The organism is Pandoraea sp. NPDC090278, from assembly GCF_044772185.1.
Lineage (GTDB): Bacteria > Pseudomonadota > Gammaproteobacteria > Burkholderiales > Burkholderiaceae > Pandoraea.
Window position 1 is genome coordinate 45518 of record NZ_JBIVYJ010000005.1, and the last position, 13978, is coordinate 59495.

General features: G+C 64.3%; 13 protein-coding genes. 3 read left to right on the forward strand and 10 right to left on the reverse strand.

The features are described 5' to 3' along the window. Window positions 1–65: 65 nt before the first annotated feature. The 5 genes from ACIQWO_RS18125 to hpnD form a co-directional block, all read right to left on the reverse strand. Window positions 66–386, reverse strand: a complete 321-nt coding sequence (locus ACIQWO_RS18125) for an IPT/TIG domain-containing protein (protein WP_402826978.1) — start codon at window positions 384–386, stop codon at window positions 66–68. 184 nt (window positions 387–570) lie between these two features. Beyond that, on the reverse strand, window positions 571–1266 hold the full coding sequence (locus ACIQWO_RS18130; RefSeq protein ID WP_402826981.1) for a phosphorylase: 696 nt from the start codon (window positions 1264–1266) through the stop codon (window positions 571–573). 130 nt (window positions 1267–1396) lie between these two features. After that, window positions 1397–3370, reverse strand: coding sequence for a squalene--hopene cyclase (gene shc / locus ACIQWO_RS18135; protein WP_402828212.1), 1974 nt, complete (start codon window positions 3368–3370; stop codon window positions 1397–1399). A gap of 194 nt (window positions 3371–3564) precedes the next feature. Next, window positions 3565–4818 carry a hydroxysqualene dehydroxylase HpnE gene (gene hpnE / locus ACIQWO_RS18140; RefSeq protein WP_402826984.1) on the reverse strand — a complete coding sequence of 418 codons (1254 nt, stop codon included), beginning with the start codon at window positions 4816–4818 and terminating at the stop codon, window positions 3565–3567. After that, window positions 4818–5666, reverse strand: coding sequence for a presqualene diphosphate synthase HpnD (gene hpnD, locus ACIQWO_RS18145; RefSeq protein WP_402826987.1), 849 nt, complete (start codon window positions 5664–5666; stop codon window positions 4818–4820). The genes hpnE and hpnD overlap by 1 nt, the downstream gene beginning before the upstream one ends. A 229-nt stretch (window positions 5667–5895) precedes the next feature. Between hpnD and hpnC the strand changes: the two genes are divergently transcribed. From hpnC to ACIQWO_RS18160, 3 genes are all read left to right on the forward strand, one after another. Continuing rightward, window positions 5896–6750, forward strand: coding sequence for a squalene synthase HpnC (hpnC, locus tag ACIQWO_RS18150; RefSeq protein ID WP_402826990.1), 855 nt, complete (start codon window positions 5896–5898; stop codon window positions 6748–6750). 177 nt (window positions 6751–6927) lie between these two features. Continuing rightward, on the forward strand, window positions 6928–7878 hold the full coding sequence (locus ACIQWO_RS18155; RefSeq protein ID WP_402826993.1) for a DMT family transporter: 951 nt from the start codon (window positions 6928–6930) through the stop codon (window positions 7876–7878). Between the two features lie 114 nt (window positions 7879–7992). Then, entirely contained in the window at window positions 7993–9159 is a 1167-nt protein-coding gene (locus ACIQWO_RS18160; RefSeq protein WP_402826996.1) for an NAD(P)H-dependent flavin oxidoreductase, read from the forward strand. 5 nt (window positions 9160–9164) lie between these two features. Here ACIQWO_RS18160 and ACIQWO_RS18165 read toward each other — a convergent pair whose 3' ends face one another. From ACIQWO_RS18165 to cyoB, 5 genes are all read right to left on the reverse strand, one after another. Then, on the reverse strand, window positions 9165–9899 hold the full coding sequence (locus ACIQWO_RS18165; RefSeq protein WP_402826999.1) for a hypothetical protein: 735 nt from the start codon (window positions 9897–9899) through the stop codon (window positions 9165–9167). Between the two features lie 139 nt (window positions 9900–10038). Then, window positions 10039–10965: a LysR family transcriptional regulator gene (locus ACIQWO_RS18170; RefSeq protein ID WP_402827002.1), complete on the reverse strand. Its 927-nt coding sequence runs from the start codon at window positions 10963–10965 to the stop codon at window positions 10039–10041. A gap of 2 nt (window positions 10966–10967) precedes the next feature. After that, on the reverse strand, window positions 10968–11339 hold the full coding sequence (cyoD, locus tag ACIQWO_RS18175) for a cytochrome o ubiquinol oxidase subunit IV (protein WP_402827005.1): 372 nt from the start codon (window positions 11337–11339) through the stop codon (window positions 10968–10970). After that, window positions 11336–11971, reverse strand: a complete 636-nt coding sequence (cyoC, locus tag ACIQWO_RS18180; RefSeq protein ID WP_402827008.1) for a cytochrome o ubiquinol oxidase subunit III — start codon at window positions 11969–11971, stop codon at window positions 11336–11338. The genes cyoD and cyoC overlap by 4 nt, the downstream gene beginning before the upstream one ends. Beyond that, on the reverse strand, window positions 11971–13977 hold the full coding sequence (gene cyoB, locus ACIQWO_RS18185; RefSeq protein ID WP_402827011.1) for a cytochrome o ubiquinol oxidase subunit I: 2007 nt from the start codon (window positions 13975–13977) through the stop codon (window positions 11971–11973). The genes cyoC and cyoB overlap by 1 nt, the downstream gene beginning before the upstream one ends. Window position 13978: the final 1 nt, after the last annotated feature.

Genomic DNA, 13978 nt, shown 5'->3' on the forward strand with positions numbered 1-13978 from the left:
TGCACTTGTGGGGTTTTTTAATGCCGAAGTCTTAAGTCGCTCGTTTGTATCGAACGCCTGTCGAGTCAGGACGCCGTCTTCCGCGGAACGTAGTAGATGTAGTTAACGGGCCCATCAGGCGTCAAGAAGCTCCCCTGCCCCGCCTCGGCCTCAGTGCCACCGGTGATGACGAATACTTGTAACCGTCCGGGCGTTAGAGACGGAAGTACCGTGTTGATCTGTTTGTCGTTGATGATATTGAAGGTGCGCGCGAAGATTTTCGTCGACGACGTCGAGTCCAGGAAATAGACTGACGTAGCCTTCGAGAACCCGTCACCCATAATCGAGATACTGGCGTTATTCATATCCGCCAGCTCTTGAGGGACGACCTTGGAGATGGATGCCATATTCGACTCCTGCAGACGCGCCTCCCACACGGGAAGCTAACTGCAATTTAGGCAACGCATCGCGTTCACGCACCTGTCAACGTTGACAGGCTTTCCTGCGGGCGGCTGTCGTCATGATCGCTGAAGCCGACGACAGGCGTCTCTGTCAGCGCGACGTCCACCAGATCGACGATTCAACAGAACATCAAATCCCCGCCGCCACCGCGCCGAACCCTTCGCCAAGTCGCAGCGCGATGATCTGGCGTCCGTGGCGCATCGCATCCTTCGCAAGCCCCGCATCCTTACCAACGCGAAGCAACGCTGGCAATTGCAGCGGGTTCTTCGCAAGCGATCCCAGCACGCCAAGCAAATTAACCGAGCCATCGGCCCGCATACCGGCGAGCGCCGCAGGAGGCAACGAGCGTTCGGCAGGATCGATCACCACACGCGCAACGACGAACGGCAACCCATGCGCCTGCGCTACACGCGCGACGATATGCGACTCCATGTCGGCCGCCGCCGCCCCGCTCTCGCGAAACAGCGCCGCCTTGTCCTCCGCCGTCACCACCGGTGCCGTCAGCCCGGCCAGATCGGCCCGCAGTGCGGCGGGCAACGCACGACGTAACGCATCGGCCCACGGGATCGACGTGACGGACTCACGGGCCTGCTGTGGCATGTCGAGCACCTTGTGCGCAATGATCCACTGCCCCGGCTTCACGCCGGGAATCAGCCCGCCCGCCGTGCCGAAGCTCACCAGCCCGCGCGCGCCTTCTGTGGCGATGACAGCCTCCAGCTCCGCCGCCAGCGTGGCGTTCTGCGCGCAGACCACACGCACGCCTTCACCCTTGGCGATGCGGGCCTCGAACGGCATACCGGTCACGACGATGATGGGCTGGCTCATGCACTTCCTTACGGGATGGGGATGGGAATGGGGATGACAACAAAACGAATCGCCCCGACGATCAACGCGAAAACGGTCGATGCCGGGGCGACGATACCTGAAGCAGGCGATGTGCGTCGATGTGACGTGCTTACATCCCGCAAGGCACCGGACAGTCGTTACGCACCGTCAGATTACGGAAACGCGCGAGCGCCCACAGCGGGAAGAACTTGCGATAGCCGTGGTAGCGGAGATAGAACACGCGCGGGAAGCCCGTCGCCGTGTAGATGTCTTCGTCCCACAGCCCTTCGTCGTTCTGTGTGTTCAGCAGGTAATCGATGCCGCGCTTGACCGCCGGATGATCGGCCTTGCCCGCCGCCATCAGACCGAGCAGCGCCCAGGCCGTTTGCGACGACGTACTCGGCGCGGCTTCATAGCCCTTGTATTCGAGCTTGTAGCTGTCGCCGTCCTCGCCCCAGCCGCCGTCGGCATTCTGGATCGAGAGGAGCCACTGCGCAGCACGGGCCATCGCCGGATGTTCCGGCAGAATACCCGCCGCCGCGAGACCGCACATCGCCGACCACGTGCCGTACACGAAATTCATGCCCCAGCGGCCGTACCAGCTACCGTCGGCTTCCTGATCGTCGAGGATGTACTTCAGCGCCAGATCGGCCGACGCACGGCGCTCCGGCGACTGCGGCAGTTGCGCGAGCATCGACAGGCAACGTGCGGAGACGTCCACCGTCGGCGGATCGAGCAGCGCGCCGTGGTCCGAGAACGGAATGTTGTTCAGATACAGATGCGTGTTCTCCGGCTCGAATGCGCCCCAGCCGCCGTTGCTGCTCTGCATACCGATGACCCACTCCGTGCCGCGATCGATCGCGTACCGCATCGCACGGGTGTTCGCGTCGGCGCCGTCCACCTTGTCGTTTTCAAATTTACCGGCAAGCTTCTCGTAGCGATCCATCGCCATCGCGACCACGGCCGTGTCGTCCACATCCGGATAGTGCGGGTTCGCGAACTGGAAGGCCCAGCCGCCCGGACGCACGTTCGGACGACGCGAGATCCAGTCGCCGCGCACGTCGAGAATCTGCAACGGGATGAGCCATTCCAGCCCCTTACCCGCCAGTTCGATAGCACGCTTGTCACCCGTTTCCAGCAGTGCATGGGCCGACAGCGCGGTGTCCCACACCGGCGACAGGCACGGCTGCACGTACGTCTCGTGATCGGCGGGCGTCACCAGTTTCTCGACCGACCTGCGGGCGATCGCGCGGCTCGGATGATCTTCCGGGTAACCAAGTACGTCGTACATCATGACGGCGTTGGCCATCGCCGGATAAATCGCGCCCAGGCCGTCTTCACCGTTCAGACGCTCTTCCACGAACTCGACCGCGCGCTTGACCGACTTCGCGCGCAGCTTCTTCGGGAAGAACGGATCGAGCGCGCGCAGCACGTGATCGACACCCGAGAAGAACGTGAACCAGAAACGGCTCTGATGCGGGGCGCGCTTGGGTGGACCAACATCCTTAGGGCTGCCGATAAACAGTTCGTCGATGGTCACGCCCTTCGGATTGCGCGCGAGCGGACGCTTGGCCTGCAACACGAGCAACGGCACGATCACCGTGCGCGCCCAGTACGAGACCTTCGACAGATGGAACGGGAACCACTGCGGCAGCAGCATGATTTCGACGGGCATCATCGGCACCGCCTTCCATTCGACCACGCCGTAGAGCGCCAGCAAAATGCGCGTGAAGACGTTCGAATTCTGCGCGCCGCCACGCGAAATGATGGCTTCACGCGCGCGCACCATGTGCGGCGCATCGATCGGCTCGCCGATCATCTTGAGCGCGAAATACGCCTTCACGCTCGCGCTCATGTCGAACTTGCCGTTGTGGAACAGCGGCCAGCCGCCGTGCTCGCCCTGAATGCGACGCAGATACGCGGCGACCTTCGCTTCGAGATCGGCGTCGACCTTCTCGCCCAGATGGTGACGCAGCAGCACGTACTCGGCCGGAATCGTCGCGTCGGCTTCCAGTTCGAACAGCCAGTGACCGTCGTCCTGTTGCAGGTCGAGCAGCGCCGTAATCGAGCGGTCGATACCGGTTTCAAGCGTCTGCGTCGCCATCGCCGTACTCACCTTTTGAGCGAGTTCGGTGTGCAGTTTGAGGTCCACGGCCGTGGCAGTGGCCGTGCGTCGCGCTTCCTTTTCGGAAGCATCGCGTATCGTATCCATGGCGTTCTTGCCTATTCAAAGGCGATAGAGCGGCGCGCGTTACGCGCCGGTTAAACATTTAATGCCGCAGTGACGGTTGCAACCGGTCAGACGCGGTGCAGCAGATCGGCCGCCAGATTCCCGCTGCGCAGCGCGCCCTCGATGGTCGCGGGCAGGCCGGTCGCCGTCCAGTCACCGGCCAGCAGCAGATTGCGCCAGCGCGTCTTCGCACCGGGGCGACGCTTGTCCTGCGCGGGCGTCGCCGCAAACGTGGCGCGCTTCTCGCGCACCAGTTGCCACACCGGCATCGGCGTGGACGGAATCTTGCAAGCTTTGGCGACCTCTTCCCAGATGCGAAGCGCGAGCGATTCGCGCGACTCGTCAAGCAGATGGTCGGCCCCGCTGATCGTGACCGAGAGACGGCCGTCGAACGCGAAAATCCAGTCGCTCACCCCGTTCACCACGCCGATCATCGGCGGGCAACCCGGCGGCGGCGGCACCTGGTAGTGCGCATTGACGATGGCACGGTACTCGTCCGGCGTCGTCAGCGACGGCACCAGCGACGCCGCCACGTTCGGCGGCACCGCCAGCACCACGACATCTTCGGCGGCCAGCGGCTCAGGCCCGTCGCCAAAATCGATGGCTTCGACGCGGCTACCGTCCGCAGCGAAATGCAATTCGCGCACACGGTGCTGCATCATCACGCGCGCACCCTTGGCTTCCAGATACGCCAGCGCAGGCGTCACGAACGAAACGTCCAGCCCTTCCGTGGCAATCAGCGGATGGCAGGACTTACCGCCCGGCACCAACGTTTCGCGCAGCACCGCCCCGGCCATCTGCGCCGAGCCCTCCGCCGGATCGGCGTTGAGCACCGCGAGGAACAGCGGATGAATCAGCCGCTTGTACAACATCGGCGGGCAATTCATGGCGTCGGTCATGGTGGCCTCCGGCCCCGCGCGCAGCAGCGGCGCGAGCGACAGATAGTCCGACCACTTCGTACCCGGCACGCGGGCGCTTTTGTCGAAGATCCACCACGGCAGACGCCCTTCGGAGAGCCGCACCGTCCAGCGTTCGTCGCTTTCGAGATCGACAAACGCGAACTCGGCGCGATCCGGGCCGGTCAGCGTGTGCTCGGAGCCGATGGTGCGCGTGAACTCGCGCATCGTCGTGTTGCCCGAGAGCACCAGATGGTTGCCGTTGTCGATCACGGCGCCCAGTTGCTTATCGAAGTACGAACGGCAACGTCCACCGGCCTGCGGTGCGGCTTCGTGCAGCACCACGGCAACGCCGCGCGTGGCGAGTCTGACGGCGGCAGCCAGCCCAGCCAGGCCAGCACCAATGACGTGAACAGTACCCGCCATCAGAAAACCATCTGCCGCACGAGCATCAGAATGAGACGCCAGCGCGGCACACGCACGCGCTCGCGGGGCACGGCGAAGCCGCGCGCAATGAGTTTGTCGAGAATCGCGCCGTACGCCTTCGCCATGACGGCCGGTGCCACCACGACACGTCGCGGATGGCGCGCCATGATCGTGCGGGCGCGGGCGTAATGCTCACGCGCCTGCGCCACGAGCGGCGCACACGCCTTGTCGAGACGAGCGGCGGCGACCATGTCGGGCGTCGCGCCGACGATACCGGCGTCCGCCAGCGTTTCGCGCGGCAGATAGACGCGGCCAATGCCCGCATCTTCGTCGATATCGCGCAGAATATTCGTCAACTGCAGCGCACGGCCCAGGTGATACGACAGATCGATGCCGTCCTGCTCGGGCATGCCGAACACCTTGACCGACAGACGGCCAACGGCGCTCGCCACACGGTCGCAATAGAGGTCGAGCGTAGGCAGATCGGGAGCGACGATGGGACCGCAGGCGTCCATTTCCATGCCGTCGATGACGGCGAGGAAGTCTTCGTGCTTCAGGCCGAATTGCTTGACGGCGCGTGCAAGGTTGCTCAGCGAAGGCGTCGGACGGCCGTCGTAAAGATCGGCCAGATCGCGCCGCCACACGGCCAGACGCGCCATGCGGTTCGCCGACGTGTCGTCGCCGTCGTCGGCGATATCGTCCACGGCACGGCAAAAGGCGTAGATCTCGAACATGCCTTCGCGTTGCGCGGGCGGCAAAATGCGCATGGCAGCATAAAAACTGCTGCCCGACGCCACGCGTGCACTGCTTTGCTCAGGCGAAATTTCGATCGGTTCGGCGACGCTCACGAGGCTCCTCGTCGTACAGGGGAACAGGGTGACACTGCTAGAAAGCCCAGAGAATTCTGGCAAAGGGTGAAGTATACCGGGGATTGGCACGACTTTCCCGACAGGATGAGGAGCGATGACATAGAATCTCGGGGCATTGCGCGCCGCCCCGGGGTTTCGGCTCTCGAAACCAAATTTCGAGGCGGCATGGCCCTCATTCGCTTCACACTCGCCTCACACGCATCACCCGATGACTTCCGACGCCAAGATCGAGCATTACGAGAACTTCCCGGTCGCCAGTGTCCTGCTGCCGCGCGAAATGCGCGCGCCGGTAGGCGTGATCTACAACTTCGCCCGGACGGCCGACGACATCGCCGACGAGGGTGACGCCACCAACGCCGAGCGCCACGCAGGCCTTGCCGCCTATCAGGCCGAACTCAACAAGATCGCCGCCGGTCAGCCGACGTCGCCCGACATGCCGCTGTTCGCCGCCCTCGCCCGGGTGATCACCGAGCACCAGCTCTCGGTACAGCCGTTCTCCGACTTGCTCTCCGCCTTCGATCAGGACATCGAGACCAAGCGCTACGCCACGTTTGCCGACCTGCGCGACTACACGCGCCGTTCGGCCGATCCGGTCGGGCGCATCATGCTCGGCCTGTTCAAGCTCGACACGCCGGAAAACATCGCCTGCTCCGACGACATCTGCACAGCGTTGCAAGTGATCAACTTCTGGCAGGACGTGGAAGTCGACTGGCGCAAGGCGCGCGTGTATCTGCCGCAGGACGACATGGCCCGCTTCGGCGTGACCGACGCCGACATCGGCGCGCACAAGTACGACGACAAGTTCCGCGCGCTGATGCGCTTTGAGGTCGACTCCGCCCGCAAGATGATGTTGCGTGGCGCGCCGCTGGCGAACCGCGTGCCGGGTCGCTTCGGGCTGGAATTATGCTGCGTGGTGCACGGCGGCCTTCGCATTCTCGAGATGATCGAAGCCGTCGACTACGATGTCTTCCGTCATCGCCCGCAACTGGGCAAGAGCGACGGCATCCGCGTCTTCCTGCGCGGCCTCGGCATGAAGCTAAGCGGCCGACCGCCGAAGACCTGAGCGTCCAGGCATTTCAGCGCCGTGGCACCAACGAATGCCTCGGTGCTGGCGCTTCTCTACCCTCCACGCCTACCTTAACGTGATGGGATAGCGCGTTCTGCCTGCCGGATGACGAGACGATCTCGTTCAGGTCACCGGCCGCAGAACGCTCGTCCATCCCTCACGGAGTCCGGGCACGTGAATCTGCCTGCCAGCCTGCAACGTCTCGCCTCGAACCGTTCGCCAGTGCGCTCGCACGCCGGGGTGCTGTTCGCTATCGTCATCGTGACCTGGGGTGTGAACTGGCCGGTCAGCAAGGCGCTCCTCGCGCACGTCTCTCCGTGGTGGAGCACTGCGCTTCGCTCAGCCATCGGCATGGCGACGCTGTTTGTCATCTGCGCGCTGAGCCGTCGTCTCGTGCTGCCGCGTCGGGGTGATTTGCCGGTGATACTGAGCGTCGGTCTGCTGCACATGACGGCGTTCTCGCTGCTCGTCGCGCTCAGCCTGCAATACGTCAGCGCCGGACGCTCTGCCGTGCTCGCCTACACCACGCCACTCTGGGTGATGCCCGCCGCGCGCCTGTGGCTGGGCGAAGCGCTCACCCCGCGACGCCTGCTCGGGCTGGCGTGCGGCCTGCTCGGCTTGCTGGTGATGTTCAACCCCATCGCGTTCGACTGGCACGATCACAACGCCATCTTCGGCAATGCTCTCGTGCTGCTGTCCGCATTCGTGTGGGCAATCGCCATCGTCCATATGCGTGCGCACCGATGGGTCAACGGCCCGTTCGAACTGAGCCCGTGGCAACTGATGCTGGCGAGCGTCATGCTGTGCTCGCTGGCATTCGTCGTCGACGGCGCACCGCGCGTGACCGGCTGGGCCGGTTTCTCGGCATTGCTGACGTACGGCGGTGTGGTCGGCGGCGGCATCGCGTACTGGCTGGCGGGTGTGGTCACGCGCCAGTTGCCTGCTGGCGTGACGTCGCTCGGCCTGCTTGGCGTGCCCGTGGTCGGCACGCTGGCGTCGGCACTGATCCTGCGCGAGTCGCTCGGGCTGGACGTCTGGATCGCGCTCGCCCTGATTGTCGGTGGCATTGCACTCGGCACGGTGCCGCGCGCTGCGACGCCATGCCGCACCGAAGACCCTGCCTGAGCGCGCCCGCGCTTGACCCATCGCAAGAACCGTTCGCGAAGCGAATGCCAGACTGCCGGAACTGCTGCGTCGCATGCCTTCGTGCGCCAGCATTTTTCGACGAACGGATCTGACATGAACGAGCAATGGATGACGCTGGCTGGCCGCCGACTGGTGCCGGTGGTGCAAGGCGGCATGGGTATCGGCATCTCCGCGCACCGGCTGGCGGGCACGGTGGCGAAGCACAACGGCATGGGGACGATTGCGAGCATCGACCTTCGCCACCATCACCCCGATCTGCTCGCTCAGGTGGATGGCACGCGTGACAAAGCCGCCATCGAAGCCGTCAACCTGATCGCGCTCGACCGCGAAATTCGCGCAGCTAAAGCGATTGCCGACGGCAACGGTCTCGTGGCGGTCAACGTCATGAAAGCGGTGAGCGCACATGCATCGCTCGTGCGTCAGGCGTGCGAGAGCGGTGCGGACGCCATCGTCATGGGTGCCGGTCTCCCGCTCGATCTGCCCGAACTCACGGCCGCGCATCCGCACGTCGCGCTGATCCCGATTCTGTCGGACTCGCGTGGCGTCAGTCTCGTGCTGCGCAAGTGGATGAAGAAGGGTCGACTGCCGGACGCCATCGTCATCGAGCACCCCGCGCACGCGGGCGGCCACCTCGGCGCGTCGCGTATCGAGGATCTGGGCGACGCACGCTTTTCGTTCGAACGCGTACTCACGGAGTGCCGCGAAATCTACGCAACGCTCGGCATCGAATGGACGCAGGTGCCGCTGATCGTTGCGGGCGGCATCCATCGTCACGAACAGGTGCGGCACTGGCTCGCGCAAGGTGCCGCAGGCGTTCAGTTGGGGACGGCCTTCGCCGTGACCGAAGAGTCCGACGCGCATCCCGACTTCAAGCAAGTGCTGGCGAGTGCGCGTCCTGAGGACATTGCCGAGTTCACCAGCGTCGCAGGATTGCCCGCGCGGGCTGTGCTCACACCGTGGTTGAAGAAGTACCTCTCCCGCGAGACGGCCTTGCAGGCGAAGGCGAAAGTGCGTCAGTGTCTGGAAGGATTCGATTGCTTGCAGGCGTGCGGCTTACGTGACGGCGTTGCGCGCATCGGCCAGTTCTGTATCGACCTCAAGCTCGCGCAGGCCGTGCGTGGCGACGTGGCGCGCGGCCTCTTCTTCCGTGGCCGTGATCCGCTGCCGTTCGGCGAGCGCATTCGTCCCGTGGCGGACCTGATGCGTTACTTGCTGACGGGCGAGCGCCCCACAGATGCAGACATCGCACCGGCCGCCTGACAGGCCTACTCGGCAGGGGCCGACGGCGTCGAGACCGGCGCTGACGTCGGAGGCTGAGTCGAAGGGGTCGCAGGGGTCGCAGGAGGTGCAGTAAGCGGTGCAGACAGCACGCCGGACGCGGGCACGCCCGCCGCGTCCCGCACCGCATCGATGCGTCCAGTCGGTCCTCCGGTCGGCTCAGTGGGCACTGGGGCGCGCACCGTCGTCCGCTCGGCCATCCGTTTGTCGAAAAACGCCGCGAGTGCCGGGTCGTTCACCTTGAGGTCGAACTGACGTTCGTCCACCGCATTGAAATAGCCGTCGCACATGTCGGCTTTGGCGGATTGCGTCGGCTGATCGTCGATGGTGTTCGAATACACGACGAACTGACGTTCGACGAGCTTCGGAAACTGGTTGGTCAGGAGATCGTCGAAACGCTGACGCGCCTCGGGGTCAGTGTAGACGGCGCGCAGTTCGTCGCGCACGCGCTGGCCCTCGGCGAGATAGTCGCGATGCCGCGCCTGCCATGCACGCAGCACGGCATTCCCGTGCGCCTTGGTCGTCTCGCTATACAACCCGCACTTCTGCACGAGCCGGTCGAGCACCTGACCGACGCCTTCGGGCGACGCAATCGCCGCCCCCATCAACTCTGCTTCGCTTTTGTATTGGGGCGGTTGCGCGAGCGCTGCCGTCGTCCAGACAAGTGCCGTGCCCGCAAAGGTGCAGGCGAACAGGCGTCGCAATGCTTTGCCAGATAGCATGATTGCCGGATCTAAGGGGTGGCGGGCTCGGAAGGCCCCGCTCTTGGATATCGCATCGGCCACGACGTCGATGGCAGCATCTTAGCCGAAGTTTGTGACCGCCGGATCGAACCGGCATCAGAGCGTCATCAGACCGCCATCAAACCGACGAAGCCACCGGACAGGCGTCCGGCCCGAGCTTGGCGACCATGTAGCGCACGAAGTCGTCGAGCTTGGACGACACGTAGCGTCCGGCCAGATGCACGAGATGCATCGGCTCGCTCAGTTGCGCCTGCGCTTCGAGCACTCGCACCAGACGCCCCGCCTCTACCTCAGGCGCGAGCAGATACTCGGGCAGCAGCGCGATGCCCATGCCATACACCGCCGCCTGAAGCTGCGCGAGCGGATTGTGTGCGATGAGACGGGCGTCGCCCGACGCCCCCGCCGGTGCAAACTCCCAGCGCCCCAGCACCTCGTCGTAACGAAAGCCAAGGCAGTCGTGCCCGGCCAGATCGGCGGGTTGACGGGGCACGCCGCGCCGCGCGAGATAGCCGGGCGACGCGCACGCCACACGCGTCACGCCGCGCAACGTGTGCGCGACCAGCCCCGGCTCGGGATTGCCGCCCGCCTGAAACGCAGCGTGGATGCCCTCTTCCTCCAGATCGACGGCCCGGTCCTTGAGCGCGAGGTCGAGCGCCACGTCTGGATGCGTCTGCAAGTACTCTGCGAAGATCGGCATGAGCAGATGCGAGCCGACCGTCGTAGGTGCACTCACACGAATCTGACCGACAGGCCGCGAGATGGCCGACGCGAGCAGTGCACCCGCAGGACTCCCGTCGCCCAAAGCGTCAGCCGTCTCGACCCGCGCAAGCACTTCTGCACACTCGGTGTAGTAGCGCTCGCCGAGTTCGGTGGGCACCTGACGCCGCCCGCTCCGACGCAGCAACGGCAGGCCGAGCCGGGCTTCGAGCGCCTGCACGTGGCGCGTGGCGGTGACGGCCGACATCCCACAGGCGGCCGCACCGGCAGACAGGCTACCGGCGCGCACCACTTGCACAAACACCTCCATGCATTTGAGGCGGTCCATGGTCAGTCGCGCAGCTTCGCCCGATCGATGGACATGTGCGTGGGCATCATGTTCTCGTTGGCGTTATGCATCACCCACAACGAACCTGCGACGATGATCGCAATCAGCCCGGCCGTGCACAGGAAGATGGCCGAGTTCTGACGCTGGCTGCGCTTCGCCCCGATGTGCAGGAAGTACACCAGTTGCACCACCAGCTGCGCCACGCACAGCACCACGATGGTCGCCAGCCCCCAGCCGGTCGGCACCAGCTTGAGCATGACTGCGCCGAACGACGCGAACGTCAGCACCAGCGACAGGAAGAACCCGACGATGTAATCGCGCAGATGACTCTGCGAGGCGTAAGCGCCGTGGTCGTGAACTTGCGCGCTCGTCATACGAACTCCCGCAGATAGACGAAGGTGAAGACACAGATCCAGACGAGGTCCAGAAAGTGCCAGAACAGGCTCAGGCATTGCAGACGGCGACGCACGACCGGATCGAAGCCGAAGCGTCCGATCTGGTGGATCATCACGACGAGCCACAGCAGGCCGCACGTCACGTGCAGACCGTGCGTGCCCACCAGCGTGAAGAACGCCGAGAGGAACGCGCTGCGCCCCGGGCCTGCACCTTCGTGCAGCAGCGCCGAGAACTCATAGACTTCCATCGCGACGAACGCCGCTCCGAGTGCGAACGTGATCCAGAGCCAGCGCTGAACGACGCCCTCGTTGCCCGGACGCATCGACAGCGATGCCAGCCCGAACGTGAAGCTCGATAGCAGCAGCAGCATCGTCTCGCCGAGCACGAACGGCAGCTCGAACAGCTCGCGGCCGGTCGGCCCGCCTGCCGTGTTCGCGGCGAGCACACCGAACGTCGCGAACAGCACGCAGAAGATGAGACAGTCGCTCATCAGGTAGATCCAGAAGCCGAGCGTCGTCGTGGCGCCCGCGTCGTGGTGCCCGTGAGCGTGGGCATCGGCTCCGGCGGTGCCGCCGTGACCGTGTGAGGTATGAAGGGATGCCGAGGACATCAGGCGGCCTTTTGCAGGGATTGATGCGCGCGATGCGCGGCACGCAGGTCGGCAAAGCGGGCGTTTTCGATACGCTCCACTTCGGCCGCCGGCACGTAGTAATCGACGTCGCGGTCGTAGGTGCGCCACAGGAACGTGGCAATCGTCGCGATCAGGCTCGCACCGGCCAGCCACCAGATGTGCCAGATCAGCGCGAAGCACATCACGAAGCTGAACGCCGAGACGATGAACCCGGTGCCGGTGTTACGCGGCATGTGGATGTCTTCGTAGTGCGTGGGCTGCACGTAGGCCAGACCGCGCTCCTTGTCGTCCCAATGCTGCTCCAGCGAGTCGATGTGCGGCACGTGCGCGAAGTTGTAGAACGGCGCGGGCGAAGACGTCGCCCACTCCAGGCTGCGCGCGTCCCACGGATCGCCCGTCAGATCGCGGTTGGCGTTGCGGTCGCGAATGCTCACGACGAGTTGCACGACGAAGGACAGAATGCCCAGACCGATCACCGCAGCACCGACCGCCGCCACGATGAGATACGGCTGCCAGTCGGCCTGCACGTAGTGGTTCATCCGGCGCGTCATGCCCTTGAAGCCGAGCACGTACAAGGGCATGAACGCGAGGTAGAAGCCGATCAGCCAGCAGGCGAACGAGAACTTGCCCCAACGTTCGTTGAGCGTGAAGCCAAAGACCTTCGGGAACCAGAACGTAATGCCCGCGAGGCAGCCGAACACCACACCGCCGATGATCACGTTGTGGAAGTGCGCCACGAGGAACAGCGAGTTGTGCAGCACGAAGTCCGCGCCCGGCACGGCCAGCAGCACGCCAGTCATACCGCCGATGGCGAACGTCACCATGAAGCCGATGGTCCAGAGCGTGGCCGAGTGATAACGGATACGGCCCTGATACATCGTGAACAGCCAGTTGAACAGCTTCACGCCGGTGGGGATCGAGATGATCGTCGTCATGATGCCGAAGAAGGCATTGACGTTCGCGCCCGACCCCATCGTGAAGAAGTGGTGCAGCCAGACGAAGAACGACAGAATGCCGATCGACGACGTGGCGTAGACCATCGACTTGTAGCCGAACAGCGGCTTGCGCGAGAACGTGGCGATGATTTCCGAGAACGCACCGAACGCGGGCAGGATCAGGATGTACACCTCCGGGTGGCCCCAGATCCAGATCAGGTTCACGTACATCATGGCGTTGCCGCCGAGTTCGTTCGTGAAGAAGTGCATGCCGAGGTAACGGTCGGCGGTGAGGAGAGCTAGCGTCGCGGTCAGCACCGGGAACACGGCGACGATCAGGATGTTGGTGATCAGCGCGGTCCACGTGAACACCGGCATCTTCATCAGGTTCATGCCCGGCGCACGCATGCGCAGGATCGTGACGATGAAGTTGATACCCGTGAGCGTAGTGCCCAGCCCTGATATCTGCAGCGACCAGATGTAGTAGTCCACCCCGACTGTCGGGCTATACCCCAGCTCCGAGAGCGGCGGATACGCGACCCAGCCCGTCGCGGCGAAATCGCCGACGAACATCGACATCATGACGAGCACTGCGCCCATCGCCGAGAGCCAGAACGACAGCGAGTTGACGAACGGGAACGCCACGTCGCGCGCGCCGATCTGCAACGGCACGATCACATTCATCAGACCCAGCACCAACGGCGTGGCGACGAAGAAGATCATGATGACGCCGTGCGCCGTGAAGATCTGGTCGTAGTGATGTGGCGGCAGATAGCCCGCTTCGCCACCGGCGGCGATGGCCTGCTGCGCGCGCATCATGATCGCATCGGCAAAGCCGCGCAGCATCATGACGAGCGCGAGGATGATGTACATCACACCAATGCGCTTGTGGTCGACGGAGGTGATCCACTCCGTCCAGAGATAGCCCCACTTCTTGAAGTACGTGATGGCGCCGAGCAGCGCCGCGCCACCCAGCAGCACCACGACGAGCGTGCCCATGATGATGGGCTCGTGCAGTGGGATGGCGTCGAGATCGAGTTTTCCGAACATG